The 20,324-nt window shown below is 46.7% G+C and carries 18 protein-coding genes; 16 read left to right on the top strand and 2 right to left on the bottom strand.

Going from position 1 to position 20,324, the window contains the following annotated elements; translation table 11 throughout:
* Positions 1–27: 27 nt before the first annotated feature.
* The gene (ppsA, locus tag INP77_RS00800) at positions 28–2,400 is read right to left on the bottom strand and encodes a phosphoenolpyruvate synthase (RefSeq protein WP_194746818.1); all 2,373 of its coding nucleotides are present in this window, start codon (positions 2,398–2,400) and stop codon (positions 28–30) included.
* A 203-nt stretch (positions 2,401–2,603) separates the two neighbouring features.
* Between ppsA and INP77_RS00795 the strand changes: the two genes are divergently transcribed.
* From INP77_RS00795 to miaA, 8 genes are all read left to right on the top strand, one after another.
* Positions 2,604–3,578, top strand: coding sequence for a hypothetical protein (locus INP77_RS00795; protein ID WP_194746817.1), 975 nt, complete (start codon positions 2,604–2,606; stop codon positions 3,576–3,578).
* Positions 3,579–3,698: 120 nt separating this feature from the next.
* On the top strand, positions 3,699–4,592 hold the full coding sequence (locus INP77_RS00790; RefSeq protein WP_194746816.1) for an NAD(P)-dependent methylenetetrahydromethanopterin dehydrogenase: 894 nt from the start codon (positions 3,699–3,701) through the stop codon (positions 4,590–4,592).
* A 7-nt stretch (positions 4,593–4,599) separates the two neighbouring features.
* Positions 4,600–5,709, top strand: a complete 1,110-nt coding sequence (locus INP77_RS00785; protein WP_228518625.1) for an ATP-grasp domain-containing protein — start codon at positions 4,600–4,602, stop codon at positions 5,707–5,709.
* Positions 5,675–6,670, top strand: coding sequence for a methenyltetrahydromethanopterin cyclohydrolase (mch, locus tag INP77_RS00780; protein WP_194746815.1), 996 nt, complete (start codon positions 5,675–5,677; stop codon positions 6,668–6,670). The genes INP77_RS00785 and mch overlap by 35 nt, the downstream gene beginning before the upstream one ends.
* A gap of 76 nt (positions 6,671–6,746) precedes the next feature.
* Positions 6,747–7,643: a RimK family alpha-L-glutamate ligase gene (locus INP77_RS00775; protein ID WP_194746814.1), complete on the top strand. Its 897-nt coding sequence runs from the start codon at positions 6,747–6,749 to the stop codon at positions 7,641–7,643.
* A gap of 9 nt (positions 7,644–7,652) precedes the next feature.
* Positions 7,653–8,513 carry a triphosphoribosyl-dephospho-CoA synthase gene (locus INP77_RS00770; RefSeq protein ID WP_194746813.1) on the top strand — a complete coding sequence of 287 codons (861 nt, stop codon included), beginning with the start codon at positions 7,653–7,655 and terminating at the stop codon, positions 8,511–8,513.
* Positions 8,514–8,575: 62 nt separating this feature from the next.
* Positions 8,576–8,950: a 4a-hydroxytetrahydrobiopterin dehydratase gene (locus INP77_RS00765; RefSeq protein ID WP_194746812.1), complete on the top strand. Its 375-nt coding sequence runs from the start codon at positions 8,576–8,578 to the stop codon at positions 8,948–8,950.
* A 38-nt stretch (positions 8,951–8,988) separates the two neighbouring features.
* Positions 8,989–9,942, top strand: a complete 954-nt coding sequence (gene miaA, locus INP77_RS00760; protein ID WP_194746811.1) for a tRNA (adenosine(37)-N6)-dimethylallyltransferase MiaA — start codon at positions 8,989–8,991, stop codon at positions 9,940–9,942.
* A gap of 264 nt (positions 9,943–10,206) precedes the next feature.
* On the opposite strand, the gene INP77_RS00755 is transcribed toward miaA, so the two are convergent.
* Positions 10,207–11,544 carry an undecaprenyl-phosphate glucose phosphotransferase gene (locus INP77_RS00755; protein ID WP_194747474.1) on the bottom strand — a complete coding sequence of 446 codons (1,338 nt, stop codon included), beginning with the start codon at positions 11,542–11,544 and terminating at the stop codon, positions 10,207–10,209.
* A gap of 366 nt (positions 11,545–11,910) precedes the next feature.
* Here INP77_RS00755 and epsL point away from each other — a divergent pair, with 366 nt between their 5' ends.
* The 8 genes from epsL (at position 11,911) to INP77_RS00715 (ending at position 20,289) form a co-directional block, all read left to right on the top strand.
* Positions 11,911–13,107, top strand: coding sequence for an XrtB/PEP-CTERM-associated polysaccharide biosynthesis outer membrane protein EpsL (gene epsL, locus INP77_RS00750; protein WP_194746810.1), 1,197 nt, complete (start codon positions 11,911–11,913; stop codon positions 13,105–13,107).
* Between the two features lie 46 nt (positions 13,108–13,153).
* Positions 13,154–14,059, top strand: coding sequence for an EpsD family peptidyl-prolyl cis-trans isomerase (locus INP77_RS00745; protein ID WP_194746809.1), 906 nt, complete (start codon positions 13,154–13,156; stop codon positions 14,057–14,059).
* Between the two features lie 68 nt (positions 14,060–14,127).
* Entirely contained in the window at positions 14,128–15,150 is a 1,023-nt protein-coding gene (locus INP77_RS00740) for an SLBB domain-containing protein (RefSeq protein WP_194746808.1), read from the top strand.
* Between the two features lie 14 nt (positions 15,151–15,164).
* On the top strand, positions 15,165–16,559 hold the full coding sequence (gene epsF / locus INP77_RS00735; RefSeq protein ID WP_194746807.1) for a chain length determinant protein EpsF: 1,395 nt from the start codon (positions 15,165–15,167) through the stop codon (positions 16,557–16,559).
* Position 16,560: 1 nt separating this feature from the next.
* A complete protein-coding gene (epsG, locus tag INP77_RS00730) occupies positions 16,561–17,427 on the top strand; it encodes a chain length determinant protein tyrosine kinase EpsG (protein ID WP_194746806.1) in 867 nt (288 codons plus the stop codon).
* A gap of 7 nt (positions 17,428–17,434) precedes the next feature.
* On the top strand, positions 17,435–18,298 hold the full coding sequence (gene xrtB, locus INP77_RS00725) for an exosortase B (RefSeq protein ID WP_194746805.1): 864 nt from the start codon (positions 17,435–17,437) through the stop codon (positions 18,296–18,298).
* A 4-nt stretch (positions 18,299–18,302) separates the two neighbouring features.
* A complete protein-coding gene (epsI, locus tag INP77_RS00720) occupies positions 18,303–18,974 on the top strand; it encodes an exosortase-associated protein EpsI, B-type (protein ID WP_194746804.1) in 672 nt (223 codons plus the stop codon).
* Positions 18,975–18,999: 25 nt separating this feature from the next.
* On the top strand, positions 19,000–20,289 hold the full coding sequence (locus tag INP77_RS00715) for an oligosaccharide flippase family protein (protein WP_194746803.1): 1,290 nt from the start codon (positions 19,000–19,002) through the stop codon (positions 20,287–20,289).
* The last annotated feature ends 35 nt before the right edge of the window (positions 20,290–20,324 follow it).

The raw sequence follows: 20,324 nt of genomic DNA, 5'->3' as shown, positions 1-20,324 counted from the left end.
GTCAAATGCTGTTTTAATACTGACTGCTTATTTTTTTGTCAGACGTTGCCAGGTCGCAACCACGGTATCCGGATTCAGCGACACGGATTGGATGCCTTCGGCAACCAGCCACTCAGCAAAGTCTTCGTGGTCAGAAGGACCCTGACCGCAAATCCCGACGTATTTGCCCAGACGGTTGCAGGTATTGATGGCCATCTTCAACAGCACTTTCACTGCATCATTACGCTCGTCAAACCCATCGGCCAGGATGCCTGAGTCACGGTCCATGCCCAATGTCAGCTGTGTCAGGTCATTGGAGCCGATGGAGAAGCCATCAAAGTACTCCAGGAACTGCTCTGCCAGCAAGGCGTTGGCCGGAATTTCACACATCATGATCAGGCGCAGACCATTTTCGCCGCGCTTCAGGCCATTGGCTGCCATGATTTCGGTCACGGCACGCGCTTCTTCCAGCGTACGAACAAACGGAATCATCAACTCAACATTGGACAAGCCCATTTCATCACGTACTTTTTTCATGGCCTGGCATTCCATGGCAAAACACTCTTTAAAGTCTTCAGCCATGTAGCGCGCTGCACCACGGAAACCAATCATTGGGTTTTCTTCATCGGGCTCATAAATGTCGCCACCGACCAGTTTTTTGTATTCGTTAGACTTGAAGTCTGAAGTACGCACAATCACTGGTTTTGGATAGAAAGCCGCGGCAATAGTCGCCACGCCTTCGGCCACTTTGTCGATGTAGAACTGTTTGGGGCTGGCATAGCCGCGGGCACGGTTCTTGATCGTCGCCTGTATGGCTGCCGGCATGGCGTCAACGTTCAGGATAGCTTTCGGGTGAATGCCAACCATGTTGTTAATCACAAATTCCAGGCGGGCCAGACCTACACCGTCATTTGGGGTTTGCGCAAAGGTAAACGCCATATCCGGGTTGCCAACGTTCATCATGATCTTGCAGGGTGGTTTGGACAGCTCGCTATTGGATTGCGTAGACACTTCATAGTCCAGCGCACCGTGATAGACAAAGCCGGTTTCACCTTCTGCACAAGACACCGTCACAATCTCGCCATCGCGCAACAGGTCAGTCGCGTTGACCGAGCCTACGATCGCAGGAATGCCCAGTTCACGTGCAATAATCGCTGCGTGGCAAGTGCGGCCGCCACGGTTAGTCACCAAAGCGCTGGCGCGCTTCATGACGGGCTCCCAGTTCGGGTCAGTCATGTCGGCAACCAGAACATCCCCTGGCTGTACTTCATGCATTTCAGAGGGATCCAGCACGATACGCACAGGGCCCACGCCTACTTTTTGTGTCACGGCACGACCGGCGACCACTGGCACGGAGGCGTGTTTTTGCAGCTTGAAGGTTTCTGTGACGTTGTTGGCCGCTTCCTGGGATTTCACTGTTTCAGGACGGGCTTGCAGGATGTACAGTTTGTTATCCAGACCGTTTTTACCCCATTCAATATCCATTGGACAGCCATAATGCTGTTCAATCGTCATGGCATAGCCGGCCAATTCCAGAATGTCCGCATCAGTCAGGGAGTAACGGTTGCTTTCAGCTGGATCAACTTCCACGGTGTGGGTGGATTTTCCGGCTTGTGTCGCATCTGAGAATATCATCTTGATCAGTTTTGAGCCCATGGTGCGACGCACAATGGCTGGCTTGCCTTGCGCCAGCAATGGCTTATGTACATAAAACTCATCCGGGTTGACCGCGCCTTGCACCACCGTTTCACCCAAGCCGTAAGAAGAGGTGATGAACGCGACATCACGGTGGCCGGATTCAGTATCAATGGTAAACATGACACCGGCACAGCCAATGTCTGAACGTACCATTTGCTGCACACCCGCAGACAAGGCAACATCGGCGTGCACAAAGCCTTTGTGTACACGGTAGGAGATAGCACGGTCGTTATATAAAGAAGCAAACACTTCCTTGATGGCGTGGTTGATGTTGTCCAAGCCATGAATGTTGAGGAAGGATTCTTGCTGACCGGCAAAAGAAGCATCAGGCAAATCTTCAGCGGTGGCAGAAGAGCGCACCGCAAACGTGGTCCCTGGCGCTGATTTTTCAATCAATTTGGCATAATTGTCAGCAATCGCCGCCTGCAGGACAGGGGGGAACTCAGCTTCCATGATCCATTGGCGAATTTGCGCGCCTACGCGAGCCAGTTCTTGCGTGTCATCAGCATTTAGCTTGTCTAGCAAATCGTTAATCTTGTTGTTCAGTCCGCCTTGCGCTAAAAATTCACGGTAGGCATCTGCGGTCGTTGCAAAACCAGTCGGAACGCGCACACCTTTGGCAGAGAGCTGAGAAATCATTTCACCCAGTGAAGCGTTCTTGCCGCCCACGGATGGCACATCGGTGTTTCGTAGATTCTCAAATGGAATAACATGACTTACCATATAAAACCCTTAATGATTTAAAACTGGTGATAATCTATCGCGAAATGCAATGGATTGAATTCGATAAATAGAGGCCGTTTGCCAGACATCGTCTGATTATAGAATGACTTTTATTCCGTGCATTATGCCAAAATCATGTTTTAATGTCACGTCAACGTCAAAGACGTGAAATAATTTTTTTCACACTAAATAATATTAATGCCATGAATGCTCAGATCCCTGTCGATCGTTCGGTCAGTGTGGCCACTTATGGGCGTTTGCACCTGGGTTTTTTTAACCTCGGTGCGGACGATACGCGCCGGTTTGGCAGCATGGGGGTGGCGATCGATGCCTTTCAAACCGCGCTGACTGCCAGTATCGGTCCACAGTCTGCGCCACTGGACAGCTGGGCCGCTGCCATTGTACACCGTCATCTGGCTGCGCTTGGCGTGCAACAAGCCGTCAATCTGAATATACAGCAGGCAATCCCTCGCCATGGCGGGCTGGGCTCAGGCACGCAGATGGCCCTCGCCATTGGCGTCGCCCTCAATCACCTGTTTGCTCACACACTCACTGAAGCGCACATTGCAGCCTTGCATCAGCGTGGTGGTCGTTCGGGCATAGGCATTGGTACCTTTGTTCAGGGCGGCCTGATTGTCGATGGCGGCCGTGGCCCGAATACCGTGGTGCCTCCCATTCTGGTTAGGCATGCGTTTCCGCAAGACTGGCATTTTTTGCTAATCACCGACAATAGCCGCGATGGCCTGCATGGGCAAGGTGAAAAAACAGCATTCCAACAATTGGCCCCGCAATCGGCCGCAGCCACCCAGGCGATACAGCAGCAACTGCTCAGTCACGGGCTGCCTGCTTTAATCGAGCAGGATTTCGCTGCATTCAGCCAGTTTGTAGGCGATTTGCAAGCCTACAATGCCGAGTATTTTGCCCCGGCCCAGGGTGGCCTCTACGCCAGCCAAGGCGTCAGCCAGATTCTGGAGCAGCTCAAAGCGCAGGGGCATCGTGGCTTGGGGCAAACCTCCTGGGGGCCGACCGGATTTGTGTTATTACCAACGCGTGCAGCAGCGGTAGCCTTGCAGATGCAATTGCTTGCCCGGTATGAAGATCGGCCTGCACTGGGGTTTATCGTCACGGCAGCCATAAATTCGCCAGCCTTGATTGAGGTCAAGGCATCTGTCGATTAACTTTTATTAAGATAATTTTGAAAAGTTACAATTTTCACGGTCTGCTCTTGATTTTGAACGGGGCTCTTAGTGTGTATATTTGAGCCTGAATCTATTTAACAAACGGTTTCAGGGGGAACAATGAAGAAAACCAGCATTATGCATTTGTTTACAGCCGCAAAAAATGCGAGTCCATTTGATGTCAATATGGCATTTGATGCAGGCTATGAAAAAATTATTTCTTATACCGACGTCACCCTGAATGAAATCATTCCATTGACTCAGGATGCCATTTTCTCCCGCAGTCCGAGTGGCCTCAAACAACAGGCCTTGTTTTTTGGCGGCCGTGATATTCAAGTCGCGCTTGAAATGCAGAAGCAGGCACGTAGTGCCATGTTCAAACCTTTTGAGTGTCATACCTTTTCCGATCCCTCTGGCGCGTTTACAACCGCTGCAGCCATGTTGGCCAAGGTTGATTTTTACTTGCAAAAGTCCGGCAGCGGCCTGGGCAAGGAAAAAGTCGCCATTTTTGGTGCCAGTGGTACGGTGGGTTCTACCGCGGCATTGATCGCGGCACGCCAGGGCGCAACGGTGCTAATGGTGGCACATGCCGAAATCGCGAGCATGCAGGCTTATGTGGACAAGTTGTCGACCAGTTACGACGTCAAATTGCAAGTGGTGGATGGTAGCAATGAAGCTGCGAAAATGGCGGTGTTGAACGAAGCCAGCGTGGCCTTGTGTGCAACCCCGGCCGGCGTGCGCGTGCTCGAAGTGCGTCATTTTGCCAACTCCAAAACACTGAAGGTGGTTGCTGATGTCAATGCCGTTCCGCCGTCTGGCATTGAAGGCGTCGACACCTTCTCGAATGGTGGCATGATTGAAGGCACGCAAGTCGCCGGTTTTGGTGCGCTGGCGATTGGTCAGCTCAAATATGTCACCCAGAATAAATTGCTGGAGCAAATGTTGCAGAGCGAGAGCCCGATGCACATTGACTATCACGAGGCATATGAATATGCCTGTGCGCACGTAGAATAGGCTGCGCTTGCGGTTGGCCATTTTGTCGCACAGTGCACGCATTTATAGCCAGATGGCACGACGTGAGGGCTTTAACGTGTTGGCTGTGGACGCGTTTGCGGATGCCGAGACGCGGCAAGCCGCAGAAGCCTGTGTTATCTGGCCAGGGTTTGACAACCCAGGGGCTGCACACGTGATGGCCGACCTGCTTGCGCAACTCGATGCGTTTGCGCCAGAGGCTGTTGTGTTCGGTTCAGGATTTGAAGCCAATACAAAAGCGTATCAAGCATTGTGCGAGCGCTATCCGGTGTACACCAATGCTCCTGAGGTCGTGACGCAGGTGAAGGACCCGTTCGTATTGCAGCAGACTTGTGAGCGCAGCGGCGTAGCATCGCCTATGGTGACAAGGAAAAAGCCGATTTCTGGCACTTGGCTGTATAAACAGATTGGAGCATGCGGTGGCGGACATGTGCAGATCGACGATTGCGCAACGACAGCGCCGTCTATAGCTTCTGACCAAGCCTATTGGCAAGCTTTTCAAGCGGGCCAGGCCGTTGGTCTGTTGTTTATCGCACAGTCGAACGCATGCAAGCTGATTGGCGTACATGCGCTCAAACAGCGTCCCGGCGGCTTTACCTACGCCGGCGCGAGCCGCCTGCACGATGAAAAAATATGGGCGGCAGCGCATCAGGTGTTGAACGCGCTCCTGCCAAACTTAAATTTGATAGGCTTGAATAGCCTGGATGCGATCTGGGTAGAGGACACTTTACATGTGCTCGAGATCAATCCACGACTCAGTGCCAGCATGCGATTGTATAGCCAGATGCCTCTGATACAAGCACATCTGGCCAGTTGCCAGCAAGCGCAAGGGCCTGCACTGAGTCGACCGACAGGCTACGCTAGCCATTGCATGGTTTATGCCCAACAGGCTATCACGGTCGGTTCACTCGACTGGCCAGAATGGGTAGAAGATCGGCCAACAACCCATGAGATTGCAGCCGGACAACCGGTGTGTAGTCTTTATGCTGAAGCAGAGACTGCGTGCGGAGTGCGCGCGGCCTTGCAAGACCAAAAAACACAACTTGAAAAATTATGGGGGACGTATGTCTGCAAGCACATCGAATTCAATATCCACTAATGAGCAACCGTCAAGCATTAGCGTTCAACGCTACAGCGCACCGCTAGTTGCTGAGCTGGTTGCCAATGCAGCCGCCTTGGGCTGTGTGGTATCCACGCACGAGACAGGTGCAACCATCGTCGATGCCGGCATTCAAGTGCCGGGAGGATTGGAAGCCGGTCGCCTGATTGCTGAAATCTGTATGGGCGGACTCGGTAATGTGGCCTTGCGCCATGTGCCGCAATTTGCCAACTGGCCATTAAGCGTGGTGGTCACGGCCAAACAACCGGTGATTGCCTGCCTGGGCAGCCAGTATGCCGGCTGGGCGCTGTCCCATGAAAAATTCTTTTCGCTGGGTAGCGGTCCTGCACGGGCGATTGCACAGCGTGAAGAGGTGTTTAAAGACATCAATTACCGCGACCAGGGTGAGCAATCGGTATTGGTCCTTGAAACTGACAAGGTGCCGCCTGCCGCCGTGATTGAAAAAGTATCCAAAGACACCGGGCTTCCGGCGAATAAACTCACCTTTATCCTGACGCCTACACGCAGTGTAGCCGGTTCATTACAAGTGACTGCGCGCGTGCTCGAAGTAGCCTTGCATAAATGTCACGCCTTGCATTTTGATTTGTCTGCCATTGTGGATGGATACGGGATTGCGCCGGTGCCTGCACCATCGCCAGACTTTATCGTCGGCATGGGCCGCACCAATGATGCGATTTTGTTCGGTGGCTTTGTGCAGTTGTTTGTGAATACGGACGATGCTGCGGCAGAAGCCCTGGTAACACAATTACCTTCTTCCGCCTCCAAAGACTATGGTCGTCCTTTTGCTGAGGTATTTAAAGCGGTGAATATGGACTTTTACCAGATTGACCCGATGTTATTCTCTCCGGCCAAAGTCAGTGTCAGCAATGTAAAAACGGGCCGCACATTCTTTGCTGGAAAATTCAATGAAGATCTTTTAAATCAATCTTTTGGTAGCTAAATCTAAAGTGATTTAATATGTTCTGAACGCAGGCGTCGGGTCTCAAAACCTGCACCTGCGTCATCGTACAAGCCTTATGCAAGTTGTTCCCATTTTTACTGACGAAGTGGCCCAAGCCGGTGGCTGGCATGGCCAGAGCTTGGCTCAGGCGTTTGCCCGTCGTGGCTGGCAAGCGCTGATGGTGTCACTGGATAGCTGTCATCTGAGTATCGCCAATCAGCAGGTGCTGATTCATATCCCCGGCTTGACCCAACCAGCCCCCATGGCCTTTGTGCGTGGGGTAGCCGCAGGCACGACACAACAAATTATTACGCGCATGAACCTGCTGCATACTTTGCAGCGGCAGGGCATGGTCATTTATAACTCGGCACGTGCCATCGAAACCACGGTGGATAAAGGGCTCACCAGTCAATTGCTGGCAGAGCAGGGCGTGGCGACGCCAGCTACCTGGGTTTGTGAGCATCGGCACATTGCGCATATGTTGATGCAGCAGGCACTGGATACTGGAAAAACGCTAGTGATCAAGCCGTTGTTTGGCTCGCAAGGCAAAGGCGTGCGTCTCATCGAAAGCCGTCAGCAGTTTGCCCTGCCACAGGACCCTTTCGTTGATGGCGTGTATTACTTGCAGGAAAAAATTGAGTGCGGGCCTTACCAGCATGATTACCGTGTGTTTGTGGTGCGCGGGGAGCCGATTGCCGTGATGCAGCGACAAGGTGACAGCTGGTTGCATAATGTGGCGCGTGGCGCACGTTGCAGTGCTTGTGACGAACAGGATGTGGCTGACATTGGCGTGCGCGCTGCACAGGCTGTGAATATCGCCTATGCCGGGGTCGACGTGATGCGGGATAAACATGGCAAATTGTGGGTGATCGAGGTCAACAGTATCCCGGCCTGGCGTGGGCTGCAAAGTATTACCTCGTTTGACATCGCGGATGTGCTGGTCAATGATTTGTTACAGCTGGCTGATGCTTAAACGATGCAGATGAATACACAGATTCAAACCGCCTATTTACAGGCTTGTCTGGCCGAGCTCGAAGCGCTCAAGTCCGGCAATGTGCATATTTTTGCTGATGGACATGGCATGCAGGTCCAGCATTTCGTTGAAAGCGCACACGTCTCGGCACCCGCCCTGTGTGATGATGCACAATTTGGCAAGCGCAGCCTTGGGCAACGTGTTTTGCAGGCCTTGCAGGCCACCTACACCCAAGTCGGTTGTAATACTAATCTGGGGATTGTCTTGTTGGCCGCGCCGCTGGTACAGGCTACGGTGGATTATGCGGCTTTGCCGTTAAAGACCGGCTTGCAGCAAGTCTTGCAGCAGACCACAGTGGAAGATGCGGCAGCGGTCTATGCCGGGATTCGTCTGGTGAATCCGGCCGGCATGGGGCAGCGCAGTGAGCATGATGTTTCAGAAGCGCCACAGATTACCTTGTTGCAAGCCATGCAACTGGCCAGCGCGCAGGATGAAATCGGCCGTCAATACAATGAGGGCTATGCCCGTCTGTTTGAGGAGGCACTGCCCCTTTATCTTGAACAATGCCAACGCTGGGAACGTCCCGCCTGGGCGTTGACGGCGGCTTATTTGTACTGGCTTTCCAGCGTGCCGGATAGTCATATTGTGCGCAAATATGGCTTGCTGACAGCGCATGAGGTGCAAACTACCGCCGGGCAGCATTATCAGGCACTGCTGGCGCTAGATAATCCTAAAACCTACCTGCCTGCATTGCTGGCCTGGGATCAGGCACTGAAAGCGGAGCGCTTAAATCCAGGCACCAGTGCGGATTTAACGGTCATCACAGCCATGTTGGCAAACATGCAAACAACTGGCGCCCACACCCTGTAAGTCAATGCCTGACCTGCGGTATACTGCAGGATTGACATGTTTTAGTCAGTCTGGAGCCGCGTATGTCCGAGCAAGTATTCACCGAGCAGGAAATTCAACAACTTTTGAGTAGCTCTTTGCCGCATTGGTACTATGAAGAGGGCTGGATACGCCGCAAATATAAAACCAATAGCTGGAAAGGGACGCTGATGGTGGTTAACACCATCGGTCATCTAGCAGAAGCGGCTTGGCACCATCCTGACCTGACGGTTTCTTATGCCTTTGTCATCGTCAAGTTATGCACGCACAGCGCAAAAGGCATCACGATGAAAGACATCGAACTCGCCAGAAAAATTGAAGAGGTGATTCAATGGCAACCTGCTCAGCAAGCAGGCTCAGCCTTAGAGGGCACACCACAAGATGACCTCCGCTTTAGTTACGTCAAATACGACCAATAACTGTTTTTACGTTTAATCTTCATTGTTGATGTTGTTGTATGCCAGCCCCAGACAAAAGCCATCTACCGCCAGCGATCTTTTTTATGGGGCCGACGGCTAGTGGCAAAACAGCCGCCACCATTGCGCTAGCCCAGCGCTTTCCGGTGGAAATCATCAGTGTCGATTCTGCGCTCGTCTATCGCGGCATGGACATTGGCACCGCTAAACCCGATGCCGAGACCTTGCGCCAGGCGCCACACCATTTAATTGATTTAATCACGCCACTGGAGCAGTATTCCGCCGCCCAGTTTGCCAAGGATGCGTTAGCGCTCATGCAGACTGCCACCGCCAACGGACGCATCCCGGTGCTAGTGGGCGGCACCATGCTTTATTTCAACGCCTTGCAACATGGCTTGAGCGACTTGCCGCCGGCAGATCCTGCCATTCGCGCGCAAATCGAAGCTGAAGCCAGCGCGGTTGGCTGGCCTGCCATGCATGCCCAATTAGCCAGCATAGACCCCAGCGTGGCTGCCAAAATCCATACCACTGACTCGCAACGCATCGAGCGTGCGTTGGAAGTGTATCGCATCAGCGGTCAGCCGATGAGTGCCCTGCGCGCGCAGTCCGAAAAAGTCACGCTACCGTTTGATATCCTCAAAATCGCCCTCATGCCTAGCGACCGCAGTGTCTTGCATCAGCGCATTGCCGATCGTTTTCAAGCCATGCTGAAACTAGGCTTTATTGAGGAAGTTCAAGGCTTGCTCAGTGCCTATCCGCAACTCACCACTGAGACACCAAGCATGCGTTGCGTCGGTTACCGTCAGGTGTTGCAGCATCTCAATGGCGAGATTGACCTGCCCACCCTGGCTGATCATGGCGTCTACGCGACGCGGCAATTGGCGAAGCGCCAACTCACCTGGTTACGTGGTATGGAAGATGTGGAAGTGCTAGATTGCTTGAGCCCGAGCTGGATCGGGCAGATGTTGACCAGAATGACCGCGCACAGCGATTAATCGCATGTGTGTGAGATTGAGGTGTAAAGTTAGGGATACGCGGAATAAGTGGCTACGCGGGCCAATTGCTGCGTTGCGCGGTACTCTAAACCTCGCTGTACACCGCGTACTATCTCGGTTTCTGCGTTCCGTGCGCCTTGCACTTTATCCCGCTCGCTCACTTATTCCGTGTATCCTTAGCTTGGTAAACAAAGCTAACCATCATAAAAAAAGCCTGACAGCGTTGTCAGGCTTTTTTTATGATCCACTTTAAAACGGATGCTATCAGTAAGCACCGTCTTGGCCGACAATGGTCAGCCAGATTGTTTTTGCCACAATCAACATATCCAGGCGAGGGCTCCAGTTCCGCAGATATTCCAGATCATAGTGCACGCGCTGTTCCATCTTATCAAGGGTGTCTGTTTCACCTCTAAAGCCATTCACTTGTGCCCAACCGGTAATCCCAGGTTTGACTTTATGACGCACCATATAGCCTTTAATCAGCTTGCGGTATTCCTCGTTATGCGCAACGGCATGCGGGCGCGGGCCAACCACACTCATGCGGCCTTGCAACACATTGATAAACTGAGGCAATTCATCCAGTGACGTTTTACGTAAAAAAGCCCCCAGAGGCGTAATGCGCTGGTCATTTTTAGTAGCCTGTGTCACCTTGCTGCCATCTTCGGTTACCGTCATCGAGCGAAATTTATACACTAGGATCTCTTGTCCATCCAAACCGTAGCGGCGTTGCTTGAAAATAATTGGCCCAGGTGAAGTTAACTTTACCCCTAACGCAATGACCAGCAAAATGGGTGAGATTAAAATCAAAACAAATAACGAGAATAAAATATCTGCCGTCCGTTTGATCACACCATCTACACCAGTAAAAGGCGTCTCGCAGACAGATACGACTGGAATACCGTTTACTTCAGAGACTCGGCCCTGGATAAGGTCGGTCACAAAAATATCTGGCACAAAATAGATTGAAGCCGTCGTATCTTTTAAATCATCCAGCATTTTTAAAATCCGAGGGTGGCTAGACATCGGCAATGCAATATAAAGTTTATGTACAGTGTGCGACTTTAAGTAACGACTTAACTCATTTAAGCTACCTAACACCGGATAGGCGTCTGTTTGCGGTAGTCGATTCGGTGCACGATCTTCAAAAAAACCTAAGATATTAATACGCTGGTAGTAGTCGCGTTGTAGGTTATCCGCCAGCAACAGGCCTTGTTCATTCAAGCCAATAATCAGCGTGTTTTGCGGAGGACCTTGCCACTCAATCAGTTTCGGGCTGGCCAACTTTAAAAGCTGCAATGCAAGAATTTGGACAATAGGTGTCGCAATGAGCCATGCAAGAATGAGCTTTTCGCTATAAAGCGTAATGTAACGCGTGATGTAAGCAAACGTTAGTACAAACGTTGCAATCACCAACCACTGGCCAATCACATCGCGGCACATTTTTACAAAGCCTTTGCGAATTTTGGCGCCACTTGGAAAAGAGATAGAAAACAGCACAATAGATGTAATAAAAATCGACATCGGAATGCGGTTTTCGGTATAAATGAACAAACCCCAGAGCACAAATACCATGACCAGAGGCTCAACAAGAGACTCCAGCATGTAGAGTGGATTGTTGGCACCAGCAGAAAAGCCTGAAAGTGTTCTGATCGGGGGTTTGGTAGTCATGGAAGTTAAAATTATTGTGATTAAGACTTAAACATAGTTTAACGCATCCGTTATAGTTGCATCAATGCCTTATTTGGGGCAATCGTCCAGATGGATAGGTGCAACTCTTCAATGAACATGGTAATCTGTCAAAAAAGTTTAATCTTAACGAATCATCATGTTTAACTTTCAGGGAATTGAAGTTTGCATGTGTAGATTTTAAAAAGTGTGGCCTTGGCGTAATACGGTCTTTGGCCTCCGTGAATAATTATTAAAACAAGTAGCTCACTTCTAATTTCTAAAACTTCACACGGCTAATGCATGTTATTAAATTCTAAAAAGAGAAAACGATCTTTATTGATGACCCGCTTAATGTGTTGTCTGTCATCACTCTACTTGGCAAATGCGCACGCTGATGAATTTGATACTTTGCAATTTAGTGCTGCAGTGAACCGCACTTGGGATAACAACCTCTTTCGCCTGAGTAATAACGAGATTTCTGACCAGATTACTACCTACAATGCCGGGGTTAAGTTAGATAAAAGCTACTCTCAACAACGCTTTATAGTTAATCTGAACTACATTGATAACAAATATCAAACCAATGAGTTTTTGGATTTTAATACCCTAAATTACGATGCCGCTTGGCAATGGACATTGACTCCAGCATTGACGGGCACAATTTCAAGTGCCACATCCAAATCGTTGGCTGGTTTTGCTGACTTCAGATCGCGTGTTCAAAATATTAGAACTAATAAAATCAATCAATTTAGAGCCGAGTATTCACCGCATAAAGTTTGGGCCTTGATTGCAGGCATTACGGAGTCTAGCGCTACAAACAGCCAAACATTCAATGCTATTCCAAATTTTGACTTCAATGCTTTTGATTACGGCGCGCGGTACAACTTTTCATCAGGTACCAGTGTTAGCTTTTTAGGGCATAGTCGCTCAGGAGAGTTCAATAGAGACTTGAATGCACTGTCACTTTTTGATAACGGTTATACTGAGAACGAATATGAGGTGGATGTTACATTAAAAGCATCAGGGAAAAGTAATTTAACTACTAAGCTCGCCTATCTTTCACGCAATTATGATAATTTCAGTCAACGTGATTATGATTCCTGGTTGGGTTATGTTAGATACGATGTTTTATTAACAGGAAAGCTTAAGTTTAATGCAGAGCTATCCCGAACAATAGGGCAATTTGATACGCCTTACAGTAGCTATACAGCCAGCGATGCTTTGACGACAAGTCTTAGTTACTTTTTTAGTGAAAAGTTAACTTTGGGTCTTAATAGTCGCTATGCGCAACGAGACTTCAAGAATCCTGTATTTTCCGGATTACCATCAAGAACCGATGAGGAAAAAAGTTTTGGTGTTGCTCTGACATGGCAACCAATAAAAAATGTTGGACTGATTTTGAATACCTCAAAATCCTCACGCGACGCATCAAGTGGATATAATTCTTTTGATTACAATGATGTCACTTCTAGTCTGACATTGGATTTGAAGATTTAGAGTCCATGATTGGGTCTTACTCACTAAAAGCAGGGATTGATACTCCATGAAAATACTAACTATATCAATAATTTTGCTGGGATTACTTTCTGCTTGTAGTGGTAGCGATCCTGGAGCCAAGCAAACACAAGTCGCAGCTAAAGTGAATGGTGATGAAATTACCGTTCATCAAATCAATGGTGAAATGCAGCGTTTGCAAGTGCCTGTTGCTAACCCTCAGGTAGTAGCAAGAAAAATGCTAGAGAGCTTAATTGACCGACAGCTATTGGTTCAAGAGGCTATGAAATTAAATTTAGACCGTACGCCAGAAGTTGTTCAATTAGTGGATGCTGCCCGTGCACAAATTTACGCTCAAGCCTACTTGGCTCGCAAGGTGTCTACATTAGGGCAGGCGACCGAAAAAGAAGTGCAACAATTCATGGTTGAGCATCCAGAGGTATTTAGTCGGCGCAAAGTTTTTACTACTGCAGACATTATTTTTGCCAACAACCCTGCTAAAGTTAATCCTGATACTTTGAAAAATCTGGTAAGCAATGCCGAAGAGCTAAAGACTTGGTTAAACAGGCATCAAATTCACTTTGAAATTGCTGAAGAAACCATCCCCACCGAAGCCTTGCCCAAAGAAGCCGTCAGCTTGGCAGATCAGGTAAAGGTAGGGGATTTATTGTTTATGCATGATGACATTAAAGTGGTCGCGCGCAGCATTGCTAACATCGCTGAGGTTCCATTGACTGAGCAACAGGCATTGGATATGGCCACCAAGGCTGTCAATGAGCGTAAACGCCAGCAGCTTATTTTGGATGAGCTACAGCGCCTAAAAAAACTGGCTCAGATTGAGGTGCTGGATCCCAATTTAAAGTCTGAACCAGCGGCATCAACGGCTAAAGCTTCGCCTGCCTCAACAACTCAAAAAGCACCGAATACGGTGGACCATGGCTTAAAAGGGCTATAGATCAATCTGACCTTTGCCGATAACGTATCGTCTGCTTGACTAACACTACTATTTATTGAGACCTACATATGAAATTGTTAACGCGCTGTTTGTTTCTTTTCACCATGCTATTTCCGATTTGGGCTTTTGCTGATTACACCCTAGGCACTGGTGACTTTGTAAAAGTTACCGTCTATGGGGATGCAGAGCTGACCCGCGAAATTCGCATAGCCGAAAATGGTATTTTGACTTTCCCATTGATTGGTGAGGTCAAGGTTGGTGGATTATCCACAGTTGAGGCTGAAAAGAAAATTGCAGAGCAACTGCAGCGCGGTGGCTTCATTGCAAGCCCACAAGTGTCTGTTGTTGTGATTCAGTTTCTAAGTAAGACCGTTTCTGTACTGGGTGGGGTGCTCAAGCCAGGTCGGTATCCTGTCACACGACCTTCCGATGTCAAAGACATGATCGCTGAAGCAGGTGGGATCACGCCAGATGGTTCAGAAATTGTGACTGTAGTTCGCGGCGACAAGCGAACAGAACTCGATTTACATGATGTAATTAATCAACACGCAAGTAAAGAGGAAATAACCGTTGTAGGCGGTGAGACGATCTATGTAGGTTCACGTGACGTAGCAGTAGTGGGCCAGTTGTTGCGTCCTGCTAAATATGGCATTCAGGGTGGTATGCGCAAAATAAGTGACTTCATCTCTCTTGCTGGTGGCCCCACAGAGCTGGCTGGAGAAGTGCTTTTTTACACGAGCTCTATCTCAGGAAATGCTATGACTGAGCAAATCAATATAGATGAGCTATTTAAGTCACCAAGCTCTCCTCAAAATAAGCAGGTTTATCCAGGCGATGTGCTTTATGTGCCTAAAGCACCACAAGTGTATGTGTATGGTGAAGTGCAGCGGCCAGGTATGTATAAAATTGATAAAAACATGACCGTGATGCAAGCCATTGCCAAAGCGGGAGGGTTAACCATGCGTGGGACACAACGCTCAGTAAAGCTTCATCGTAAAGATGAGCATAATGAAATCGTCAAACAAACCCCTAGCTTGACCAGTGTGTTGCAAGATGAGGATGTTTTGTATATTGAGGAAAGCTTGCTTTAAGCAAAGGTTATACTATGAATTTTTCGCAATTTTTGTTGATATTAAAAGCACGCAAAAAGATCATTTCTTGGACCTTTTTGATTGTTGTTGGCACAACCATAGCTATTAGTTTAATTTTACCGAAAAGTTACACAGCTACCACTTCATTAGTTGTAAATTATAAAGGGGTTGATCCTTTGAGTGGTATGGTGATGCAGGCGCAATTAATGCCAGGCTATATGGCTACCCAAGTGGATATCATCACTAGCCATGCAGTCGCCGTAAAGGTTGTTCAAAATCTAGGGTTGACTAATAGTCCAGTCATTAAGCAACAGTTTGAAGAAGAAACGAATGGAGCTATCAGGATTGAAGACTGGTTGGCAGATTTGTTACTCAGAAAACTTGATGTAAAACCTTCTCGTGAAAGTAGTATTCTCGATATAAGTTACACAGGTAGTGATCCACAGTTTTCTGCAGCGATAGCAAATGCGTTTGCTGAGGCGTATCAGGAAGCCAGTCTGCGTTTGAAGGTTGAACCTTCCCAAAAGGCGGCAGGATATTTGCTTACTCAAGCAAAGAGTTATCGTGAAAAGCTCGAGCAGGCACAAGTAAAGCTTTCGCAATATCAGCAAGAAAACGGGTTGACCAGTATTGCTGAAAATCTTGACGTCGAAAATGCCAAATTAAATCAGTTGGCCAATCAACTGATTTTGGTGCAGGCGCAAGCGCTCGACTCGTCATCACGACAAACAAATGCTAACGCTGCCGGTGACGCCTCTCCTGATATTTCTGCAAGTCCTGTAATACAAAACTTAAAATTTTCTATCGCACAAGCTGAGTCTAAGCTCGCTGAGGCTGAAAATAGACTTGGTAAAAATCACCCTCAGTATAAAGCAGCACAAGCAGAGGTGAATAAACTCAAGTCGCAACTCGATGTCGAGGTAAAAAGAATCGGCAGTAGTGTTGGAGGTAGTGCTCGCATCTACAAACAAAACGAAGCCATGCTCAAAGCTGCGCTGGCTGCTCAGAAGCAAAAGGTTCTTGATTTGAATCGCTCAAGAGATCAGTTGATTGTATTGCAACGTGACGTTGAGACGGCGCAAACTGCATATAACAATGTTACGCAACGATTGAATCAGACTAGTATTGAAGGTAAAGCCAATGAGAGTGATATTTCAATACTTAATACTGCAATACCACCAGATAAGCACTCAAGTCCCAAGCTATTACTAAATACATTATTGTCAGTTATTCTTGGCAGCATGCTGGGAGTTGCTTTTGCACTATTTTCTGAGATGGTTAATAGAAAAGTGCGAAGTGTTCATGATATATCTGACTTGGTCGATTTGCCCGTATTAGCAATTATTCAATCAAATACTTCAAAAATGAAAACGAGTGCATTACTCCCACGTTTTGACAAAGGCCGTTAACATGAGTCAGCAAGTTATAAATTCTAATACACACGATAATGTCTCCAATATTGGACGTTTGCTTTTGGATATGGGCAAAATTACACCAGAAGACACCGATAGAATTTTGCGTAAACAAAAAGATGCAGGCATAAAGTTTGGAGATGCTGCAAAACAGCTTGGACTAATTACAGAAGATGACTTGCAGCAAGTATTATCTCGTCAATTTGATTACGCATATTTGCCAGCAGCTAACGCGCAGTATAGCCCTGAGTTGGTGGCAGCTTATCAGCCATTTTCACCTCAGGTTGAAGGCTTCAGGGCATTGCGTAGTCAAATCATGTTTCGTTGGTTAAATGAAGGTTTTAAGGCTTTTACTGTTGTTGCATCAGATATTGAGGAGGGGACCAGTTATATTGCTGCCAACCTCGCTGTTGTTTTTTCACAGTTAGGAAAAAAAACATTATTGATAGATGCGAATATGAGAAAACCATATCAGCAACGTATATTCAATCTAAAACAGCCTTACGGTTTATCTGATATTTTAGCTGACCGCACTCCTGGCGCAGATGCATTATTCAACATTCCAGACTTTACTAATTTAACAGTTTTAAGTGCGGGTACCGTGCCACCAAACCCACAAGAACTAATAGGGCGTCCAAACTTTCCACAGTTAGTTAAATATGCCAGCTCAATTTTTGATGTAATCATTATAGATAGCCCTGCAATTACTCAAGGCTCTGATGCACAGATGCTGGCTTCTGTAGCTCGTGGGTCAGTTTTAGTCTCTCGAATGAACCATACTTCAGTTGATCAACTCAAGCTTTTAAAAAATCAAATTGAGGGTGCTGGGTCGAATATTATTGGTGCAGTAGTTAATAATTATTAGGTCCTCCATGCAAGCAATAGTCCCTGAGCGAGTGTCTTCTTTATTGTTGGCTTTTTGGCCGACCATCCTTGGTTTTTTGGTGTTAATCACACCTACTTACTTATATTTAATTGATGCAGTCTGGAGTAGCTCGGATCAGGCTCATGGACCATTAGTCTTTGCAGTAGTCCTCTATTTGTTCTATGACAAACGTCACGCATTCATGCAACCCAATAAACCGGCGCTCATATCAGGTTGGGTACTGTTTGTTGGTGCGCTCTTATCTTATGTTATAGGGCGCTCGCAAGATATATTGATTCTTGATATGGGTGGGCAAGTTATGCTGATTGCTGCCCTTATTTTGCTATTTAAAGGATGGAAAGTATTGCTTGCACTATGGTTTCCTCTGTTCTTTATGGTTTTCATGGTGCCATTGCCCGCCTTCTTTGTTGATGCTGTTACCATGCCAATGAAGATCGCAGTTTCGCAAGTGGCTGAGCATGTATTGTATTGGTTCGATTATCCAATAGCGCGTACAGGAGTTATTTTGCAAATTGGTCAATATCAGCTGTTAGTTGCAGATGCATGTGCTGGTATGCATACATTGATTTCGCTTGAAGCTTTGGGATTGCTATACCTAAATTTGGTTAAGCATGATTCATTTGCCAGAAACTGCCTGCTTGCATTGTTTATTGTCCCAATTTCTTTTACCGCCAATACTATTAGAGTGATAGCCATTACCTTGATTACCTATTACTTTGGTGATGAGGTTGGACAAGGGTTTGTACATGGATTTGCTGGCATCGTCCTATTTATCGTTGCATTGATTTTAATTATTACACTTGATTCATTAATACAAAAAATTGTAGTTTCGCGGTTATCCAAAGAGTAAATTAATGACCTTAAAACAAATGATTTTGTTAGTATCCATGTTTGCGGCTACAGTTGCAGCAATTTATTTGGAGCCTACGCAAAAAATTGCAGACGAGAGAAAAAGTTTCGTATTAGCTAATATCATTCCTCAACAGTTTGGCGATTGGAAGTTAATTGACAGTTCAGAAGGTGGGCGGATTATTAATCCTGAGCAGAATACTTTGATTAATAAGCTGTACAGCCAGACATTATCACGCACATACGTAAATAGTAAGGGTGAGCAAGTCATGCTCGTCATTGCCTATGGCGAGGATCAAAGTGATGGAACCCAATTACATTATCCCGAGGTTTGTTACCCGGCGCAGGGCTTTCAGATTATCGCGGCAGAAAATAGTTTGCTAAAGACATCATTAGGGAGCAAACCGGCAAGAAAACTGATTGCCACATTCTCTACACGCGTTGAACCAATTATTTACTGGACAACTATTGGGAATAAAGCAGTTTTTCGTGGCAAAGAAACCCGATTACAGAAATTAAAATATGGCTTACAAGGCAAGATTCCAGATGGGATTTTATTTCGTACCTCATCAATAACGCCTGACACTACACACGGCTTTGAACTACAAGTTTCTTTTATCAATAACTTGCTATCAGTTTTGCCGGAAAATAATTTGAATGCAATTGCTGGCTTATAAGCTGTAAATTTGTTTTAAGGTTGTGATGTTTAAAAACACCATTTTTATGGGATTAACAACTGCAGCAAAAATGCTGTCTGGTATTGTTGTATTCGTTGTGATGGCACGCTTACTTGGCCCGCATGACTTTGGGTTGGTTGCATACTCTTTTACACTAGCTAGTCTTTTTGTATTAATTGTTGATTACGGTTTTTCTCAACAATTACTCAGAGACATTGGGGCTGATCCTCATAAGGTAGAAGACATTATGGGGCGTGTATTTGTCGCTAAGTTATTACTTGGTTGTTTAACATTAATACTTTGTGAGTTTTATATCTATTTTGTAGGTGTTGATTCACAAGCAAGTATTGTATTTTGGCTACTGCTTATCTCTTGCATATTTGCTTCATTCTGTGAGTTTTTTAATACTGCTTTGAGAGCGGTTGGACTATACAAAATAGAGACAAATATCGCAGTGGCTGGATCATTAGTACATTTTTTTATATTACTAATTTTCATGTTAATAAAACCAAATGTAATAGTCGTTTCTAGCGCGTTTTTATGTTCTAGAGTTATTTTCTTTACATTATCTTGGTTATCGTACAAAACTAACGTTGGAAACTTGCAGATTAATTTTAACCTAAGGGACATTAATCAAACATTCAAATTGGGTCTACCTTACGCTGCTGATGCAGGGTTTTCAAACTTTTTACAACAGGTTGATACGTTGATCGTCAATCATTATTTAGGTGTGGGAAGTGTGGGCCTGTATCAAGCTGCAACAAAATGGGTTCAAGGTTCACTGCAATTCGCACCTGTGCTAGCTAACGTTTTTTTACCATCTATTGCTGCCTCTCCCCAACACTCGGCAAAGCAGGTTAATCTAATCAAGAAATTAAACGTTCAAATGATAATACTAGGGGCTGTTTGGTGGGTTTTCTTTGAGTTTGCGGCAGAAACTTTATCAATGAAAATTTATGGCGATAAGTTTCGTTCAATTAATGAGTTATGGCCTTTCTTAGGAGTGTTGGTTTTTGTTCGCTATTGTGCGGGCTCGTTAGGGGTGATACTAACAGGCATGGGTTTTCAAAAAATTCGTCTTTATGCGCAGTTCAGTGGGTTCCTGGTGCTTGTATTAGTTTCACCATACATTGTTAAAGGTTTTGGTTTACCAGGGATGGTAATTGCACAAACTTTATCCATTACAGCACTAGTGATTAGTTATCTATTTTTTGGAGCCAAGAAAAAAATTAAATTCTCGTATAGCCCATTCATGGTAGTTTTGATTGCTTTTATCTTGCTGATAACAACATGTTTATTTATAACTAAAAAATGATTAATTTTTTTCAAAAATGGCGATTGAATCGCTGG

This window comes from Methylophilus sp. 13, from assembly GCF_015354335.1.
GTDB lineage: Bacteria > Pseudomonadota > Gammaproteobacteria > Burkholderiales > Methylophilaceae > Methylophilus > Methylophilus glucosoxydans.
The sequence above is the reverse complement of the archived record's forward strand: the minus strand, read 5'-3'. Positions and strand labels throughout refer to the sequence as shown.